Source organism: Alteromonas sp. R7, assembly GCF_055755235.1.
On sequence record NZ_JBVTQX010000013.1, the window covers coordinates 67336 to 86998 of the forward strand.

Below are 19663 nucleotides of genomic sequence, written 5' to 3' on the forward strand. Positions count from 1 at the left end.
AATAAGCCCATTAATAACGCTTACTTTTACTTAGGCGTAATTGCGAGTGTGAGACGATCCGGCTATATTGTAAGTAATTTACTTACAGGGTTTGTCATATGGCTAGAACAATTACATTTCAACCAAGTAGAAGTATGAGCGAATTTATCGAAGCGATGGTAAGTTCAGGCAATTATAACAATCAAAGCGAGGTAATTCGCGCTGCATTGAGACTGCTTCAAGAACAAGACGCATCGTCAAAGTTAAATGCGCTGAGGCTCTTGATTGAAGAAGGAGAACAAAGTGAAGACGACATTAATTTTTCAATGGACTCTCTTAAGAAACGGCTAGATAGTAGATAGTGACTAAATTCCGCGTTTCAAAAGCTGCTGCCAATGATCTATATGAGATCGGTGTTTATACCGAAGAGTACTGGGCAAGGAGCAACGCAATAATTATTTAGATGACCTTGAGTCAAGATTTATCGAGCTTGCAAACGATGCCAACTCGGCGTTAGCTATACCGAGAAATGATATTAAATGGGGGTGTTTTTCTAGCTATGTGAATAAACATATGATCGTTTTTAGAAAGTTCAAATACGGTATCAGAATAATTAGGGTTCTTCATCAATCAATGGATATCGTTCGGCAACTTCAATAGAACTCAACGTTAACGAGCTAGATAGATATACTCACAGAACAAAAAAGCGCTGTCGATTAGTATCAAACAGCGCTTTTAAACCTTAAACCAACGATGGGTTAAGCATTACAAAATTTGGTTCTGCTTCCACTCGTTTAGTTTTTTCTGGCGGGCTTCTTCTTTTTCCATGCGCGACTTTTTACGGTCACACGGTTCTGGACAGTCACAGGCTTTTTCAATACCTAGTGCACCTAAGCCACCACAGCTTCCAGAGATTGATTTTTTCTGAAAAAGGTAACCTACGGCCATAGCCAGTACCATTGTTAGAAAGAAACCAAAAGCAAGAATGAATGTAGACATTGCTACCCCCTAATTATGAACTGTGACCAGTTTATCAAATTCTGGCGATGCATACTCTTCAAATCCGTCTTCTGTGCGACGAATGAGGAATACAGCGAGTTGTTCTTGCTCAGCAACCGCTATCGCTTGTTCCCATCCCATTACATTAAACGCCGTAGCCAAACCATCAGACGTCATTGAAGAAGGATGAATTACCGTAACCGAAACCAGGTTATGTGAGATAGGTTTGCCCGTTGTGGGGTCGATTAGATGCGAATAACGAACGCCGTCTTCTTCGTAATAGTTGCGATAGTCACCTGATGTAGCAACCGCGTTTTCTCCTATTGAGACAACTTTTTGAACAGCACGTTCAGTGGTAACTGGCTTTTCAATGGCAATCAGCCACTCACTGCCGTCGCCTCGTTCACCTTTCACGCGCATTTCACCACCTATTTCTACAAGGTAGTTTTCAATGTTGTGGTTTTCAAGGATCTCCGCCACTTCATCAACGCCAAAGCCTTTTGCAATAGTCGACAGGTCGACATAAAGCATTGGGTGACTTTTCTTTAAGCCTGTAGGCGTGGTTGACAGCTTCTTATAACCCACATATTCGCGAATATCGTCGATGTCTGTCTGGCTTGGTACTTTTTCAGGGCGCTTAGTTGGTCCAAACCCCCATAAATTAACCAATGGGCCAACGGTAACATCAAGTACTCCTCCACTAAGGTTAGCCAAGCGTAATGCCTCGTTAACTACGGTTAGCGTATCTGGTGATACGGCGAAATTGTCGGTGTAGCGATATTGATTGAACCTTGATAGTTCTGACGTTGGGTCGTAAGTAGACATCATCTTGTTAACCTCAACAAGACGGGCATCTATTTCAGCTTGTAAGCCTTCTACCGGTGTCTCCGCTACAAGGTACTTAACGTTGTAGGTTGTGCCCATTGTCTGCCCTTGCAGGTGTACTACAGGCGTTTTTTCGTCGCTACAGCTTGCGAGAAGTAGAATACCTACCGCAACAAAGGCGAGGAAAATTCGAATAGCAAATCGAATCACGATGTTGTCCTTAGCTAATATGCACATTATTCAATCGCTATTATGTGCATTCTGCGTTTTGCTTCAACGAAAAAGGGGCTTACGCCCCTTTTAATATGCTTAATAACTTTTAAGCGAGTAGTTCTTAAATTAAACGCCTAGCCACCGAAGTCATCTAGCATGATGTTTTCGTCCTCAACACCTAAATCTTTAAGCATGTTGATTACGGCCGCGTTCATCATAGGTGGTCCACACATGTAGAACTCACAGTCTTCTGGTGCAGGGTGATCTTTCAAGTAGTTCTCAAGAAGTACTTGGTGGATAAACCCAGTGTAACCTTCCCAGTTGTCCTCTGGCTGAGGATCAGAAAGTGCTACATGCCACTCAAAGTTATCGTTTTCTGCTGCTAGCTCGTCGAAGTCTTCTGTATAGAACATTTCACGAAGTGAACGTGCACCGTACCAGAAGCTCATCTTACGCTTAGACTTAAGGCGACGAAGCTGATCGAAGATGTGAGAACGCATTGGGGCCATACCTGCACCACCACCTACGAATACCATTTCGTTTTCAGTTTCTTTCGCGAAGAATTCACCGAATGGACCAGAGATAGTCGCTTTGTCACCTTCTTTCAGGCTCCAAATGTACGATGACATTTTACCAGCAGGTAGGCTTAGGTTATTAGGTGGCGGCGTAGCGATACGCACGTTCAACATAATAATGCCTTCTTCTTCTGGGTAGTTCGCCATTGAGTACGCACGAATAGTTTCTTCGTCGACTTTAGACTCGATGTCGAAGAAGCCAAAACGCTCCCAGTCACCGCGGTATTCTTCAGGAATATCGAACTCTTTGTACTTAACGTGGTGAGCCGGCGCTTCAATCTGAATGTAGCCACCTGCACGGAAAGGTACGCTTTCACCGTTAGGAATTTTAAGCTTCAGTTCTTTGATGAAGGTTGCTTTGTTATCGTTAGAGATAACTTCACAATCCCACTTCTTAACACCAAATACCGACTCTTCTAGCTCGATTTCCATGTCTTGCTTAATAGCAACCTGACATGAAAGACGGCAGCCTTCGCGCGCTTCACCTTTAGTGATGTGGTCTAGTTCAGTTGGAAGGATTTCACCACCACCTGAGTGTACATCTACACGACACTGGCCACATGAGCCACCGCCACCACACGCAGACGATACGAAGTAACCTGCGTCAGCTAGTGCACCAAGTAGTTTGCCACCCGGTGCAGTTTTGATTGCCTTGTCTGGGTCACCATTGATAGTGATAGTTACATCACCACTTGGTACCAATTTAGACTTGGCAAACATAATGATAAATACTAGCGCCAATACGATGGCAATAAACATGCCGACGCCAAGAAATATTTCTACGTTATTCATTTATATGCTCCCGAGCTCTATTACAGCTGAATACCAGTGAATGACTGGAAGCCAAGTGCCATTAGGCCCGCGATCATGAATACAGAACCAAGACCACGAACACCATCAGGCATATCAGCATACTTCAGCTTTTCACGTACTGCCGCTAGCAATACAATTGCTAGTGCCCAGCCCATACCACTACCAACGCCGTAAACGATGCTTTCAGTGAAGTTGTATTCACGCTGTACCGCAAACGCCACACCACCGAAGATTGCACAGTTAACGGTAATTAGCGGAAGGAAGATACCTAGTGCGTTGTAAAGCGCAGGGAAGAACTTGTCTAAGCTCATCTCTAGAATCTGTACCAACGCCGCGATAACACCGATAAACGTTAGGAAGTTAAGGAAGCTTAGGTCAGCTTCTGGGAAACCTGCCCATGCTAGTGCGCCTGGAGCAAGAATGTTTACATAAATAACTTGGTTAACGGGTACAGAGATACCTAGTACCACGATAACTGCAACACCAAGACCCATAGCAGTTTTAACTTTCTTAGATACCGCTAGGAATGTACACATACCTAAGAAAAGTGATAACGCCATGTTCTCAACGAAAATTGAGCGAACAAATAACGACAAATAATGTTCCATGACTTACTCCTTAGGCTCTACTTGCTCTGGACGGATAGTACGGATAAACCAAATCATACCGCCGATTAAGAAGAATGAGCTGAATGGTAGGATTAACAAACCGTTACCCTGATACCAGCCACCGTTTTGAACCAGTGGAAGGATTTCGAAACCTAAAATAGTACCGAAACCAAATAGCTCTTTAATTGTACCAATAACAATTAGAATGAAAGAGTAACCCAAGCCGTTACCAATACCATCAAGGAAGCTCATCAGAGGTGGGCTCTTCATGGCGTAAGCTTCAGCACGACCCATTACGATACAGTTAGTAATAATCAGACCAACGAATACCGACAGCTGCTTCGATATTTCATACGAATACGCTTTCAGAATTTGGTCAACAACGATTACCAACGACGCAATGATAGTCATCTGGATAATAATTCGAACGCTAGATGGGATCTGGTTACGAATTAGTGAAATAAACAAGTTTGAGAACGCTACAACGCTTGTAAGCGCAAGCGACATTACCAATGCTGTTTCCAGCTTAGTGGTAATTGCCAGTGCTGAACAGATACCCAATACCTGTAGGGCGATCGGGTTGTTGTCCAGGATTGGCCCAAAGAGGGCCTTTTTCATTTCTTTAGTATCTGCCATGAGACTTCCCTTATGAACGCCATGCTTGGTTCTTCAGGAACTGGCCGAAGCCTTGCTCGCCTACCCAGTAACGAATAGTGTTTTCAACACCGTTGCTGGTTAGGGTTGCACCTGAAAGCGCATCGATAGTGTGAGGATTGCTAGGGTTAGCATTTTTCACTACGCGAATAGCAACTTCGCCATTCTCGTAAAGCTCTTTGCCATCCCATTTGTCCTGCCATGCAGGGTTTTGCACTTCACCACCTAGTCCTGGCGTTTCTTTTTGCTGATAGTAAATAAGCTCGCGAACCGTTTGGCCGTCTGCGTCTACCGCTAAGAAACCGTACATAAGATCCCAAAGGCCGCTGCCGTGCACAGGAAGGATGATACGAGATACATCACCTGCGTCGTCGCGAACTAAGTAAACACTTGCCACGTTAGGGCGGCGTTGAAAACCAACATTACTGTTAGTCACCTTAGTGCTGTACTCAGTTTCTTTGGCTGCTTTATACATATCGTAATCTGGCTTAGGCGCTTCTACGAAAGTACCTTCGTCAAGATTTACATAACGCTGCTCTACTCGCTCGCTGTACGTGCTTTCAATTGCGCTATTGCTCATGCCCATTTCATAAAGGCCTGCAGCATTAAGAATGTTGCTCTTTTTATCTAGAGCTGCGTTTGTTTGTTGTAAAGAGCGAAGACCAACAGCCGCGCCAGAAACAACAATTGAACAAACTAAACATACGGCAACAACAATACCTACCGTTTTGCCTAAAGATTCTTTCTTAGCCGACACGTGCTACCCTCCGCTTGATATTGCTTTGTGCGACGAAATAGTCGAACAGTGGCGCCCACAAGTTAGCAAATAGAATTGCTAGCATTACACCTTCAGGGAAGGCTGGGTTTAGGACGCGGATTAGTACCGTCATGAAACCAATGAAGATACCGTAAGCCCACTTACCTTGGTTTGTGAACGACGCAGAAACTGGGTCTGTCGCCATAAAGAACATACCAAAAGCAAGACCACCAACAACAAAGTGCCAATGAGCAGGCATAGCAAACATAGGGTTCGTATCGCTGCCGATTAGGTTTAGCAAGGTTGCGAAGAACGCCACACCAATTGCTACACCAGCAACAATGCGCCAGCTTGCTATACGCATGTACATGATGAACAAGCCACCAAGAATAATAGCAAGGGTAGACACCTCACCCGCTGAACCTGAGATAGTACCGATGAAGCTGTTCATCCACTGATCCATGTTCGCGTAATCAAGGTTGCCAGAAGCCGCTTGGCTTAGAGACGTTGCACCAGAATAGCCATCTGCCGCTACCCATACTTGGTCACCTGAAATTTGTGCAGGATACGCAAAGTAAAGGAATGCACGACCAGACAATGCTGGGTTAAGGAAGTTACGACCTGTACCACCAAATACTTCTTTAGCAATTACAACACCGAAGGTAATACCTAGTGCAACTTGCCATAGAGGAATAGTAGCTGGAAGTGTTAGTGCGAACAGTACCGATGTAACGAAGAAACCTTCGTTAACTTCGTGCTTGCGCACAGACGCGAATAATACTTCCCAGAAACCACCTACCGCGAACGTTACCGCGTAGATTGGCAACCAGAAACATGCGCCATAGAAGAATAGACCTAGTGTACCCGCATTTGCCAAGTCACCGCCAAGGGCAGCGAATAGGCCTGCTTGCCACGTATCAGGTAGTGTTCCTGCGCCAGCAGCAATAGCTTCTTGCGCTTGGAAACCAATGTTATACATACCAAAGAACATAGCTGGGAATGTTGCCATCCATACCATGATCATGATGCGCTTAAGGTCAATGCTGTCACGCACGTGCGTGTTAGCTTTATTTACTTTACCTGGGGTGTAGAAAATGGTCGCCGCAGCTTCGTAAAGCGCATACCACTTTTCATGCTTACCACCTGGTTCGAAGTTTGGTTCGATCTTTTCTAAATACGCTTTTAAACCCATGACTTAACCCTCTTTCTCTATCGTGGTCAAACGGTCGCGTAAGATAGGAGCGTAGTTGTATTTGCCAGGGCATACATAAGTACACAATGCCAAATCTTCTTCGTCCAACTCTAAGCAACCCAACGTCTGAGCACCGTCAGTATCACCAGAAATCAGGTCCCTAAGCAGAAGCGTAGGAATGATATCTAGGGGCATAACGCGTTCGTAATTACCAATTGGAACCATAGAACGTTCAGAACCATTGGTAGTTGTTGTCATATCAAATTTCTTGCTGCCACTTAGGTGACCTAAGTAAGCACGAGTCACTGAGTGTTGGTTTGAGCCAGGTAGGATCCAACCGAACAATTTCTTCTCGCGACCTTCTTTTAGTAGTGAAACTTGGGTGTGGAAACGACCAAGGAAGCCGTGAACGCCCATCGCTGTGGTACCGCTAAGTACAGAACCAGAGATAACACGTACTTCACCGTCTACTTGCTCGCTAGCAGTAAGCTCGGTCAAGTCTGCGCCCATTACGGTGCGCACTAGGCGTGGGTTAGTTGCTGCAGGACCTGCTAGTGAAATAACACGACGGTTATCTAGCTCGCCAGAAGTCAGCAATGCACCAATTGCCATAACGTCTTGGTAGTTGATGTGCCAAACCGTTTTGTTCATGCCAGCAGAATCAAGGAAGTGGATGTGAGTACCCGGTAGGCCCGCAGGGTGAGGACCGCCAAATTCTTCAACATCAACTGCCGCATCGCCAGTAGCAACAGATGCACCTGCCGCTTTACAAACGTAAGTCTTGCCACCGCTCAATTGCGTTAATGCTTTAAGACCATTTACGAAATCGTCTTGGCGCTCAGCAATAATCACTGCAGGATCTGCGGCTAGTGGATTGGTATCCATTGCTGTAACGAAAATTGAACTTGGAACAGAGTCTAGCTTAGGAGATTTGCTAAATGGACGTGTACGGAACGCTGTCCACATGCCTGACTCTACAAGGATTGACTGAAGCTGCTCGCGTGTTGCGCTCGCGATCTGGTCAGCTGCAATTTTATCAAATGTCACAGCATCGCTGCCGTTCATTTTGATAACTACAGACTGAAGAACACGTTTTGCACCACGGTTAACCTCTACCACTTCACCCGCTGCTGGGGCAGTGAATTTAACGCCAGGGTTCTTTTTATCTTCAAAAAGAACCTGACCTTTCTTCACTACATCGCCAACTTGGACGTGCATGGTAGGGCGCATACCCACATATTCTTCTCCCAGAATGGCAACGCGCGTTGCAGCAGATGCATCAGCAATCTCCTGCTTTGGCGCTCCCTCAATTGGGAGGTCGAGACCTTTCTTGATTTTTATCATATGTAATCGCACTACTCTAATAGAAATACCCTTTTGCATGACCGCAGAAAACCTGCCTGTCAGCATGCAAAAGCGCACTATTAACAGGTGTAGAACACCTTTTCGTTGTTGATTGATGGAACTTGCTGCAATTGCTACGGTCAGCCTGTTATGAAGCCGTAACGCATAATTCCTTTTGCGGACGCTTAATTCGCCCTTTCTTTATAGACCACCAGCAGAAATTTACGCTTATTATTGTTTTTGTGTAGCTGCAATCGCTACTGCTGTTTCGGTAGAGGCAGAAAAGACCCCTACTTAATTTCGGGATTTTAGCATTAACCTATACGTTTGTGCCACGCTATTTCTAGATAAAGGCAAATTTTTCTACAATTTAATGTAAACCTTTGGTCTTATTCATTTACATTTTGCAAATCCATATGCCGTATCAACTTGTAATCAGGTACAAAAAAGCCGTCAAATCAGACGGCTTTTGCGCATATAAGCATTAGGTTAATTAATGGTAAGTTTAGGTTTTACCAATTAACCATTGGGTCAACTTCACTGTCGTAATCAACACTTGAAATGTCAAAACCGAACAGTTTTAAGAACTCATGGTTGTAACCTTTGTAGTCACTTAAGTCATGAAAGTTCTCTTGTGTCACTTGATCCCATAGCGCCTTAATTTTTGCCTGTGTTGCGTCGTTAGTTTCTTTGCCATCCATGCGATAGCGATTTGCTTCATCTAACGTTGGTGTATTGCCGTATAGGCACTGTGTAAACAAGCCATAAATCTGTTCAATACACCCTTCATGCGTCCCTTCCTCTTTCATCACTTTGTAAATAAGTGAAATATACAGAGGCATTACAGGAATAGCCGAGCTTGCTTGCGTTACCAGTGCTTTCAACGAGCTCACATTGGCTTGCACAAGCAAATCACTGTTTTTACCAATAATGGCTGCGGCAGCGCGATCCAGGTCTTCCTTCGCTTTACCAATCGTCGCTTGACCATAAATAGGCCATGTTAGTTCTTTACCGATATAGGTATATGCGGTGGTTTTACAGCCTTCAGCAAGCACATCGGCTTCACGTAAAAAGTCCATCCAACGTTCCCAATCTTCACCGCCCATCACTTTGATGGTGTTAAGGATTTCTTCGTCGTTGGCTGGCTCTAGCGATACTTCATGCACTTTGTCTTTATCAGTATCGTAGGTTTTCGTAGTGTACGCCTGCCCTACAGGCTTAAGCGTAGATTTATACGTTACGCCTGTTTCTGGGTCGGTTCTACGCGGGGATGCAAGGCTATAAATGACCAAATCAACCTTGCCCATTTCAGCTTTGATTTTTTCGATGGTTTCATTTTTGATTTCATCGGAAAACGCATCGCCATTAATAGTTTCTGCATACAAGCCTTTTGCTTTGGCTTTTTCGTGGAATGCAGCGGTGTTGTACCAACCGGCAGTACCCGTTTTACGTTCCGTTGGTGCTTTTTCAAAACACACACCCAGCGTTTTAGCGCCATAGCCGAACGCAGAAGTAATGCGTGATGCTAGGCCGTATCCCGTAGAGCTACCAATAACCAATACATTTTTAGGGCCTTCGCCTAAGTCGCCTTTTGCTTCTACATAAGCAATTTGTTCGTCAACCGCCGTTGCACAGCCAACAGGGTGCGCGTTTGTACAAATGAAGCCTCTCACTTTAGGCTTTATAACCATAATAATTTTCCTTATTTGAGCGTGGGGCTATTGTAATGCCGAAGCCACTGATAACAACTCGGAGCAGATGAAACCTAGCATATCGCAAACGCAAGGCGACACCAATGAAACAACGTGCCAAATTTAGCTTTGCTTTGTATTTACGAGAAAAGACAGAGAAGAAAAGAGATAGGAAAAAGAAACATTAGGCCATATCGCTAAATTCAACGAAGTGCGGGCTAGTTTTTAAAACGTTATGAACTATGAATAAGAAAAAATGGAACACAGGTGTACAGAACTGCACACCTGTGAACAACACATTAACCTAGAACGTCTAGAAGCTCTACGTCAAAGATAAGCGTGCTGTATGGTGCAATAGCTGCACCCGCACCTTGCTCACCGTAAGCAAGATCATGTGGCACGTATAAACGGTACTTAGCACCTACTTTCATAAGTTGAAGTGCTTCAGTCCAACCTTTAATAACGCCGCCTACTGGGAATTCAGCTGGCTGGCCGCGCTCGTAAGAGCTGTCAAAAGTGGTACCGTTAATAAGTGTACCGTGGTAGTGAACACGTACAGTGCTAGCCGCAACTGGTGTTTCACCGTCACCTTCAGCAATAACTTCATACTGAAGACCAGATTCAGTAACGGTTACTTCGTCACGCTTCGCATTTTCTTCAAGGTACTTTGTGCCTTCTTCAATAACCGCTTTGCTAGCTTCTTCTTTAGCCGCTTGCATACGCTTGTGAATTTCGCCGAACGCATCACGTAGTGTGTCGTTATCAACCTGAGGCGCTTGACCTGCGAAGGCGTCTTTTAGGCCAGCTACAACAGCGTCAATCGCTAGTCCGTCAAACGGATTTGATTGTAATTGTTGACCCATTTGAAAACCAATGCCGTAACTTGCTTGGGTTTCTACTGTATTGAATGTATCAGTCACAAGAACTCCTGAAATTAAATTACAAATGCAGTACAAATTTCAAACAAAACGCATAACGCGAGAATGTTTCTGCATTTTCCGGTGCAAGAGTGTATCACACCACAAAATATCTTGCTTTGAGCAATGTTAACTAGGGTGCAAAAGTATCAAAATGTTGTAAATTATAACCGAAAGTGGTTAGACAAGTCGCAAAGGACACAGTATGGTTAAGGCCATATATTTAGGAGGATAGCATGCAAACACACTACGATGCTGAACTGAAAGATACCGTTCGATACCTAGGTAAAACCTTAGGTGAAACAATCAAAAATCAATTGGGTCAAGAGTGGCTAGACCGTATTGAAAAGATTCGTAAAGGCGGCCGAGCTTCTTATCAGGGAGACGCTACATGTAGCGAAGAACTGAAAGAAACTTTCAAAACAATGTCTGACAGCGATTTGCTTACTGTTGGCCGTGCATTCGCACAATTCTTGAATTTGGGCAACATTGCTGAGCAAGAATACAATGCGGCAATGAATGTTGATGCGTCTATTGATGCACTATTTAAACACCTAGATAAAGCTGAATTAACAGCTGAAAAAGTGCAGGATGCGGTTGCAAAACTGAACATCGATCTTGTACTGACCGCGCACCCAACTGAGGTTACGCGCCGTACACTTATTCACAAACATAAAGAATTGGCGAACTGCCTTCAGGCTATTCACCAAGAGTCGCTTAATGATGTTGAGCGTAAGAAAATTGAAACCCGTATTGCTGACCTTATTGCACAGGCTTGGCACACTGAAGAAATTCGTTCAGTACGTCCAACACCGGTTGATGAGGCACGCTGGGGCTTCTCTGTTATTGAAAACTCATTATGGGAAGCAGTGCCAGACTTTATGCGCGAGCTTGATGGTCGCCTAAACGAAGATTATGAAGTATCACTGCCACTAGATGCGTCTCCCGTTCAGTTTAGCTCTTGGATGGGCGGCGACAGAGACGGCAACCCATTTGTAACGTCAAAAGTGACTGAGCAAGTATTATTACTTGCTAGAAAACGTGCGGCCAAGCTTTTCGCGATTGATCTTGATCGCTTGCAAGTTGAGCTTTCAATGTACGACTGCAACGACGCGTTACGCGAAAAAGTCGGCGACGCCAACGAGCCATACCGCGCCCTTCTTCGTCCACTTGTGGACAAGTTCATCGCAACCCGCGATGGCATTAGCGACTACTTAGCAGGTAAAAACCCAGATACTTCAAACTGGGTTGAAAGTGATGATGAGCTAATTGAACCACTGATGCTTTGCTACCAGTCACTGTTAGACTGCGGAATGCAAGTTGTAGCAAACGGTCTGCTGCTAGACACTATTCGTCGTGCTCGTGTATTTGGCATTCACCTTCTGCGCCTTGACGTGCGTCAGGACTCTGAACGTCATGCAGACGTTTTCAGCGAACTAACACGCTACCTAGGTCTTGGTGATTATGCTCAGTGGAGCGAAGCCGACAAGCAAGCGTTCTTATTGCGCGAGCTTGGCTCAAAACGCCCGCTATTCCCTGCTCAATGGGATGCGTCTGATGACGTGAAAGAAGTGCTTGATACCTGTAAGGTAATTGCGAAGCACAGCAAACACGGTTTTGGTATCTATATTATCTCTATGGCCAGTGAGCCATCGGACGTTATGGCCGTTCAGCTGCTACTTCAAGAAAGTGGTGTAGATTGGCCAATGCCAGTGGCGCCATTGTTCGAGACGCTAGACGATTTGAACAACTCGCCTGACGTAATGCGCAAACTTCTGTCTATCGACTGGTATCGCGGTTACGTTAAAGGTCGTCAATTCGTTATGATTGGTTATTCAGATTCAGCCAAAGACGCAGGTGCACTTGCTGCGGGCTGGGCTCAATACCAATCACAAGAAGCCTTGGTTGCGATTGCTGATGAGTTTGACGTAAGCCTGACGCTATTCCACGGCCGTGGCGGTACAATTGGTCGTGGTGGCTTGCCAGCACATGCTGCCATTTACTCTCAGCCTCCTGGCTCGCTAGACGGCGGCTTCCGTGTAACTGAGCAAGGCGAAACTATTCGCTATAAATTCGGTATGCCTAAGCTGGCTAAACGCAGCCTAGGTATTTACGCCAGCGCCATAATTGAAGCCATGTTATTCCCGCCTCCGGCACCAAAAGAAGAATGGCGAGAGCTTATAACTGCAATGGCAGCCCAAGGTCGCGATAACTACCGTGCAACCGTGCGTCACGATAAAGAGTTCGTACCTTACTTCCGTGTTGCAACGCCAGAGCAAGAGTTAGGCAAACTCCCACTAGGTAGTCGTCCAGCGAAGCGTAAGCCACAAGGTGGTATTGAGAGCCTACGTGCGATTCCATGGATATTTGCCTGGGCACAAACCCGTTTGGTACTGCCAAGCTGGTTAGGCGTTATGCGCGCTATCGATAGCGTGAAGACACCGGAAAATGAAAAAGTGGTTAACGAGATGTTCAGCGAATGGCCGTTCTATCGTTCACGTCTTTCAATGCTGGACATGGTGTTCCATAAAGCCGATCCGCGAATCAGCGAAGCTTATGATGAGCGCTTGGTACCCAAAGAGCTTAAACACTTTGGTGAAGCATTGCGTAGCGAGCTTAAAGAAAGCATCTCGTCGCTGTTGGCTATAACCGGTGACGGCGACATCATGAAGAACGACCCGCAGGGTAAAGAGTCTATGGAGATCCGTGCAGGATATCTTCAGCCCCTTCACTACCTGCAAATTGAGCTTCTGGATCGTATTCGTAAAGCCGGTGACGATGCACAAAACACTAGCCTAGAGCGTGCCATGATGGTTACCATCGCGGGTATTGCAATTGGTATGCGTAATACAGGCTAGAGCCCAATGAACGCGTAACGTTATAATGAAAAGCCTGCTCATTGAGCAGGCTTTTTTTGTAATGTCTTAAATGCAAAAAAGGCTGGGTACGTAAGAACGTATCCAGCCTTTTCTAGCAGATGCTAGTACATCCGCTTCAGGCGTTACTAGCCGTTTACGAAGTCTACGCCTAGCTTGATGTCGCCACGTAGGCCTTCAAGCATGTCGTTTTTCGCTTTTTCTTCAAATGCGCTTAGCTCGCCGTATGGCAAGATTTCTTCAACACCGTTTGCGCCTAGGCGAACTGGATGTGCAAAGAATGCTGCGTCGTCGCTGTCGTCAGTTTGTACATAAGTGTACTCAACAACGTTCTCACCTTGCATTGCTGCAACTAGAGATAGACAGAAGCGTGCCGCTGCTTGACCCATTGATAGGGTTGCAGAACCGCCGCCCGCTTTAGCTTCAACAACTTCAGTACCCGCGTTTTGGATACGAGTAGTTAGGCTAGCAACTTCTTCGTCTGTGAACTCTACGCCTTCAACTTGTGAAAGTAGAGGAAGGATAGTTGTACCAGAGTGACCACCGATTACCGGTACGTGCACAGAAGATACGTCTACACCTTTAAGTTCAGCAACAAACGTTTCAGCACGGATAACGTCTAGTGTCGTTACACCGAAAAGCTTATTCTTGTCGTAAACGCCTTTTGCTTTAAGCGTTTCAGCTGCAATAGCAACAGTAGTGTTAACTGGGTTAGTGATGATACCAACACACGCGTTCGGGCAGTTATCAGCTACACCTTCGATTAGGTTTTTAACAATGCCGGCGTTGATGTTGAATAGATCAGAGCGATCCATACCTGGCTTACGAGGCATACCCGCTGGAATTAGAACAACGTCTGCTCCAGTTAGTGCATCAGCTAGGTCATCTTTACCGTGACCGGTTACTTTTACCGCAGTGGGGATGTGGCTCAAATCAACGGCAACACCAGGAACAACTGGCGCTACGTCGTAAAGCGCTAAATCTGAACCTGCTGGCAATTGTGTTTTCAACAACAAAGACAGCGCCTGACCAATACCACCGGCAGCACCTAACACGGCTACTTTCATACCATTTCTCCTATGGGATTACTTCACGTATTTAAACGGAACGTCACACTAATGCAACGCGGGGGAAAACTCAATCACCGGATCGTCTTATTAACGTTATTTATGGCGATTTTATCTCGATATTCATTATCATGAATGATTATGCAAAGAAATTGCGCAAAGTCTACCTGTACGGCACAATATACGCATACTAAATATAATTCCTAACGATAACCCTCAAAAAAGAAAAGAGCGCTAATGGCAAACGCAAAACAAGAGCTACTCATCAAAGCTTTTAAAGAAATTCTTAAAGCAGAAAGTTACGGTTCACAGGGTGAAATTGTTGATGCATTAAAAGCACAAGGCTTCGACAATATCAGCCAGTCTAAAATCTCTAGAATGCTAAGCAAATTCGGCGCGGTACGCACGCGAAATGCCCGAGGTGACATGGTGTATTGCTTGCCTCCAGAGCTAGGTATGCCTACGGCTAAAAGCCCTCTTAAACAGCTAGTACTGGATATCGTTCACAACAACGTAATGGTAATCATTAGAACCAGCCCTGGTGCTGCACAGCTTATTGCTCGTCTACTTGATTCATTGAGTAAAAAAGATGGCGTATTAGGGACGATTGCGGGTGATGACACGATTTTTATTGCCCCTGCTGACGTGACAAGAATTGAAGAATTAAGACAACGCGTTGAAGATTTATTTGAAAACGTTTAGCCATGGCTCCAAAAGCTGACAATCAAAAAATAAGAAACCGCATACAAGATGCGGTTTCTGACTCGGTAATTAACTGAAGCTTTCCTAAGATAAAAGCTTAATTAGCGCATCTGCTGCGGGGCGTGACGATGGTGGATTCTGTCCCGTTACCAACAAGCCATCAGTACACACTTTTACGGCGAAATCGTCGGCACTTTCATATTTTCCACCCTTTTTGACTAGCTCATCTTCAACTAAGTAAGGCACTACGTCAGTGAGTTCCATTGCCGCTTCTTCGCTGTTTGAAAATCCAGTTACCTGTTTACCATCAACTAAGTACTTGCCATCTGGAGTTTTAACGTCCTTAAGCACGATTGGAGCGTGGCACACTGCACCAACAGGCTTATTCGCTGCAATTGTGTCTTCGATTAACTTAATCGAGTGCGCGTTGTCAGAAAGGTCCCACAAAGGGCCGTGACCGCCCGGGTAAAATACGGCGTCAAATTCTTCAGCACGCACATCTTCAAGCGGTATGGTCGACGCCATTGCACTTCGCGCCAGTTCATCTTTTGTATATCTTATTGCGTCGTCTGTCATCGCATCATCTGCAAGGCTATTTGGGTCGATAGGTACTTGGCCTCCCATTGGCGACGCAAGGGTAATCGTATAGTCTTGATCTTTAAATGCGTAATATGGCGCTGCGAACTCTTCTAACCACATGCCTGTTTTCTTACCCGTATCACCCATTATTTCATGAGACGTCATTACCATTAGCATACGTTTTGTCATAAGCCCTCCTTGCGAGCATTTAAAAAATTTTCTCGTCAGTTAATTCGTGTAGTGGAGGGACTTAGATCATAAGCAAAGGCTATGCGCGGTAAGTAACAGGTGTGTGAGATAAATCGCAGACATAAAAAAGTGCCACTTCCTGTTAAGGAGAGTGGCACCTAACACTACAACTTTTTTAAACTAAGTAATTAGAAGTCGTATTTAATACCGAACTGAACTTGCCATACTGATTGGTCAAGCACTTCTAGGTTTTTAATACGTGAATCACTGTTCAAGTCAAAATATTCATATTGACCATCTACGATATTTGCAGAAACTACAGCACGCTCATATTCATAGCGAGTACGCTCGATGCGGCCCCAATCGTCATTCAGTAGGTTACCGAAGTTTTCTATATCAAAGAAAACCGTCAACTTATGCTCAGGGTAAAGCGCTGGTAGTTCTTGTTGAATACGCACATCAATGATTGTTGACCAGCGAGAGTTGTCGCCATTACGTTCAGCAATTCCACCCTTGTACTGAGCTAGCTCTGAACTATTAATATAGTCGATGAACTCTTGCTGAGCTGCTAGGTCACCACCAAATGAAGTTGCTGCAAACAATGGATCATTGATGCCATCTGGAACGTAAAGCAGGTGTCCTGCATCATCGTTACGGCTTTCACGCGCACAACGACCACCACCAACATCTAGCACACATGCGTTGTTTTCATCGAATGTGTAGCTATAAGGCTGGCCAGAGCGACGCTCGGCAAAGATTGAAACAGTCGTTTCATAGCCGTCAATTAACTCTTTCTTCCAATTGAAGCGCATTTTCCAAAGGTGCTCGGTCTGGAAGTTAGACGTGCCAGCTTGTGGTTGTTGACGATCATAAGCAGCAAAGTCGGAGTAGTTAGATGTCGCAGTTGAAGATGTACCATAGCCGATATCTTCTACGTCAGCATAAGTATAACTTGTAAAGAAGTCGAATGAGCCATAAGAGGTATCCCAAGCTTTTGAAGCAGACAAGGCGTATAATATTGAATCACCTTCATCAATTGAGCTTGTTACGATAGCTTCTGGACCTTCGCTACAGTCATAAACACCACGACCATCAGGCGCTGTACTAACTGGGTTTTCGCAGCGTTGATCATACCAGTAAGTAGCATTTTCAAGCTTGTTGTAAAGCACATCAGCAGAGAACAACCAACCTTCTAGTTCTTCCATCTCTGGCTCGTGCGCAACACCTAAGCTTACTTTCCAAGTTGTAGGTATATCAAAGTCATCTGCCAGCGCGTTCACATCGCCATCTGGGTCAATGTTAGCAAGCTGGTCAAGAATGTTCTGTGGAATGTACTGGCCTGTAGCAGCATCTGGTGTAGTAGGAACTTGGTATGTCTGACCAGAACCAAAGTCTTGATAATTGTCAGAAATTACGCCGTCATTTGAGTAGCTGTTTGATACCCAAACGCTTGGCGCCCCACCAGAGAAGCGACCAATACCACCACGTACAGTTGTATAATCAGACGCATACCACTGGAATGACACACGAGGAAGAATTACATCCAGCCCATCAACATCATTGGTGTTTGAATAGCCGTAGCGGTCTACAAAGTTTTGGTTCTCGCGGATAGAGCCTTCAGCTTCATACCAGTCATAACGGATACCAGCGTCAATAGTTAACTCAGCTGTCGCTTCCCAAGAATCTTGGAAGTAAAGTGAGTTGTAGTTGTAACCCCAGATCGCACGAAGGTCGTTCTCATCGTTTGTAATAGCATTATTGTAAAGCAGCGCAGAAGCTTCAGCATTTGCAAGGTCTTCTAGGCTGTTAAATAGGTATGAACCTTCAGAGTTTTGTGCAAATAGGTTATTTACGTCAACTTCTTCACGCTCATAACCAAACTTCATGATGTGGTCGCCAGTTGTGTAAATACCAACTAGTTTAACTTGGAAGAAGTCCTGATCAAGAGAGTTACCGTGACGGAAGCGGTCTGGACCAATCGTCAAGTAATTTTCATCGCCATCGACTTCACGTAGGAAAACGGCAAAGTTAGGGAACTCAGAACCATTTAGCGACTCTTGGCCTGTAGCTTGCGTTGTTTTTGCTACTTTGAACTGTGTAGAGAAGTCTGAAGTCCAGTCAGAGAAGACGTGTGCAATGAAACTTTCAACCTTTTCTGAGCGGTCATACCACGCAGAAGATGCGCCAAGTACTTCGTCTTGCGCTAGGAAGTTGTTACCATTTTGCTCATTGATTGAGTTACCGTCGGTAAGCATATAAGTAAACTTAGCGCGGTGATCATCGTTGATATTCCAATCGATATTTGCAAGAACTTTCTCGTCTTGTACATCGTCTTTCTGGAAGTTGCCTATGTCAAAGCCCCAAACGTCAGAAACGATTTGAGAAACTTGGGCAACATCATCTAGCGTGATATTTGGAACTTCATTAACGGCGCCTGACCCAGCAGGCCCACGATTAAGCGGTGCTACAGATTCAAATTTATCGTAAGCTACAAAGAAAAAGAGCTTATCTTTTATTAACGGACCACCTAAAGTGGCAACAAACGTTTCTTCTTCGAAATCAAGATTGAATTCTTCATCACCATTGTTATCGCCAGCGAATGAATCGTCAGTGTAATAGTAACCAACTGAGCCGTGGAATTCGTTCGTGCCTGATTTGGTTACAGCGTTGATTGTACCACCGGTAAACCCGTTATACTCAACGTCAAACGGCGCGGTCTGGATTGACAAAGATTCAATTGCATCATAAGAAATTGGAGAGCGCTGAGTAGGGTAACCGTTAGCGTTAAGGCCGAAACGGTCGTTTAATGCTACACCATCCACTGTCAAAGAATTGAACTTATTATTCGCACCCGCAATGCTAAGCTCTTTTGAACCACCGCTTTGAACGTTTACTGATGCAAAAGGGTCAAGTTGAGCCGCATCTGTAATATCACGGTCAATCGATACTACTTGCTGAAGCGCTTGAAGACCTAGACTTGTGCTAAGAGCTTCATTAGTATACCCAGTGCCTGCAGTACTACCAGTTACAGTAATAACTTCAGTGCTACGAGACGACTCAAGTTGAATTGGAAGATCCAACGCTTGGTCTAGAGAAAGATAAACGTTTTCTACTTTCGCAGGAACGAAACCATCACCTGAAATAGTGATAGTATAAGGGCCACCCACGCGAAGACCGCGCGAAGAAAAAGTGCCGTTTTCATTTGTGGTCGCGACCGAGGAAGTACCTGTAGGTTCGTGTTTAATTGTGACTGTCGCGCCAGAAAGGTCTGAGCCAGCTTCAGTGACAACATTGCCTCGAATAGACGACGTTGTTGTCTGTGCCGTGGCTGTACCAGCCAAACCTGCAGCAACAGCAACAGCGATCGCTACGCGACTTAGCTTTGCTTTGAAGTTCATGTGTGTGTTTCCCTTTTGTTTAAAATTCTTTTTTACTCGGCCTAGTGTAGTGCAAAAAGTACTACATAAAACCTATGACTTTCACTGAACCCGACAAATTGTCGTAAAGGTTCGTGTCAAATTTATTACAATTTTATATTTTTATTTAACAGCAATCGCCCGAGGCTATTGAGTTTGCAAAATAATACTTGACCATATGGTCAGGTTAATTTACTTGTTATTATTATTGTCAATCTGCGACGAATAGCTGATTCTATTCTTGGCAGATATGCTACTAATAAACAG

The 19663-nt window shown here is 44.8% G+C and carries 17 protein-coding genes; 4 read left to right on the top strand and 13 right to left on the bottom strand.

Annotated elements, in window-relative coordinates:
* Positions 1–98 precede the first annotated feature (98 nt).
* Both AC0J2X_RS17955 and AC0J2X_RS17960 read left to right on the top strand, forming a co-directional pair.
* Entirely contained in the window at positions 99–341 is a 243-nt protein-coding gene (locus tag AC0J2X_RS17955) for a type II toxin-antitoxin system ParD family antitoxin (protein WP_044583775.1), read from the top strand.
* A 70-nt stretch (positions 342–411) separates the two neighbouring features.
* A complete protein-coding gene (locus AC0J2X_RS17960; RefSeq protein WP_472996274.1) occupies positions 412–639 on the top strand; it encodes a type II toxin-antitoxin system RelE/ParE family toxin in 228 nt (75 codons plus the stop codon).
* Between the two features lie 105 nt (positions 640–744).
* On the opposite strand, the gene nqrM is transcribed toward AC0J2X_RS17960, so the two are convergent.
* The 10 genes from nqrM to AC0J2X_RS18010 form a co-directional block, all read right to left on the bottom strand.
* Positions 745–978 (bottom strand): (Na+)-NQR maturation NqrM, encoded by a 234-nt coding sequence (gene nqrM / locus AC0J2X_RS17965; protein WP_014950791.1) that lies wholly within the window; start codon positions 976–978, stop codon positions 745–747.
* Between the two features lie 9 nt (positions 979–987).
* A complete protein-coding gene (locus tag AC0J2X_RS17970) occupies positions 988–2013 on the bottom strand; it encodes an FAD:protein FMN transferase (RefSeq protein ID WP_014950792.1) in 1026 nt (341 codons plus the stop codon).
* A 137-nt stretch (positions 2014–2150) separates the two neighbouring features.
* Positions 2151–3383: an NADH:ubiquinone reductase (Na(+)-transporting) subunit F gene (gene nqrF, locus AC0J2X_RS17975; RefSeq protein ID WP_014950793.1), complete on the bottom strand. Its 1233-nt coding sequence runs from the start codon at positions 3381–3383 to the stop codon at positions 2151–2153.
* Between the two features lie 20 nt (positions 3384–3403).
* Positions 3404–4012, bottom strand: a complete 609-nt coding sequence (gene nqrE, locus AC0J2X_RS17980) for an NADH:ubiquinone reductase (Na(+)-transporting) subunit E (protein ID WP_014950794.1) — start codon at positions 4010–4012, stop codon at positions 3404–3406.
* A gap of 3 nt (positions 4013–4015) precedes the next feature.
* Positions 4016–4648, bottom strand: a complete 633-nt coding sequence (locus tag AC0J2X_RS17985) for an NADH:ubiquinone reductase (Na(+)-transporting) subunit D (protein WP_014950795.1) — start codon at positions 4646–4648, stop codon at positions 4016–4018.
* A 10-nt stretch (positions 4649–4658) separates the two neighbouring features.
* Positions 4659–5423: a Na(+)-translocating NADH-quinone reductase subunit C gene (locus AC0J2X_RS17990; protein WP_014977464.1), complete on the bottom strand. Its 765-nt coding sequence runs from the start codon at positions 5421–5423 to the stop codon at positions 4659–4661.
* Positions 5413–6615, bottom strand: a complete 1203-nt coding sequence (locus AC0J2X_RS17995) for an NADH:ubiquinone reductase (Na(+)-transporting) subunit B (protein ID WP_014950797.1) — start codon at positions 6613–6615, stop codon at positions 5413–5415. Before AC0J2X_RS17995 ends, AC0J2X_RS17990 begins: the two co-directional genes overlap by 11 nt.
* 3 nt (positions 6616–6618) lie before the next feature.
* Positions 6619–7959, bottom strand: coding sequence for a Na(+)-translocating NADH-quinone reductase subunit A (locus AC0J2X_RS18000; RefSeq protein WP_014977465.1), 1341 nt, complete (start codon positions 7957–7959; stop codon positions 6619–6621).
* Between the two features lie 512 nt (positions 7960–8471).
* On the bottom strand, positions 8472–9650 hold the full coding sequence (gene fabV / locus AC0J2X_RS18005; protein WP_014977466.1) for an enoyl-ACP reductase FabV: 1179 nt from the start codon (positions 9648–9650) through the stop codon (positions 8472–8474).
* A gap of 299 nt (positions 9651–9949) precedes the next feature.
* A complete protein-coding gene (locus tag AC0J2X_RS18010) occupies positions 9950–10570 on the bottom strand; it encodes an FKBP-type peptidyl-prolyl cis-trans isomerase (RefSeq protein WP_014950800.1) in 621 nt (206 codons plus the stop codon).
* A gap of 233 nt (positions 10571–10803) precedes the next feature.
* Here AC0J2X_RS18010 and ppc point away from each other — a divergent pair, with 233 nt between their 5' ends.
* On the top strand, positions 10804–13425 hold the full coding sequence (gene ppc, locus AC0J2X_RS18015; protein WP_014977467.1) for a phosphoenolpyruvate carboxylase: 2622 nt from the start codon (positions 10804–10806) through the stop codon (positions 13423–13425).
* A gap of 146 nt (positions 13426–13571) precedes the next feature.
* On the opposite strand, the gene mdh is transcribed toward ppc, so the two are convergent.
* Positions 13572–14510, bottom strand: a complete 939-nt coding sequence (gene mdh / locus AC0J2X_RS18020; RefSeq protein ID WP_014950802.1) for a malate dehydrogenase — start codon at positions 14508–14510, stop codon at positions 13572–13574.
* Between the two features lie 237 nt (positions 14511–14747).
* On the opposite strand from mdh, the gene argR reads away from it, so the two are divergent.
* Positions 14748–15212 (top strand): transcriptional regulator ArgR, encoded by a 465-nt coding sequence (gene argR / locus AC0J2X_RS18025; protein ID WP_014977468.1) that lies wholly within the window; start codon positions 14748–14750, stop codon positions 15210–15212.
* Between the two features lie 84 nt (positions 15213–15296).
* On the opposite strand, the gene AC0J2X_RS18030 is transcribed toward argR, so the two are convergent.
* A complete protein-coding gene (locus tag AC0J2X_RS18030; RefSeq protein ID WP_014977469.1) occupies positions 15297–15980 on the bottom strand; it encodes a type 1 glutamine amidotransferase domain-containing protein in 684 nt (227 codons plus the stop codon).
* Positions 15981–16168: 188 nt separating this feature from the next.
* Complete coding sequence (locus AC0J2X_RS18035) at positions 16169–19378, bottom strand: TonB-dependent receptor (protein ID WP_014977470.1); 3210 nt, start codon at positions 19376–19378, stop codon at positions 16169–16171.
* Between the last annotated feature and the right edge of the window lie 285 nt (positions 19379–19663).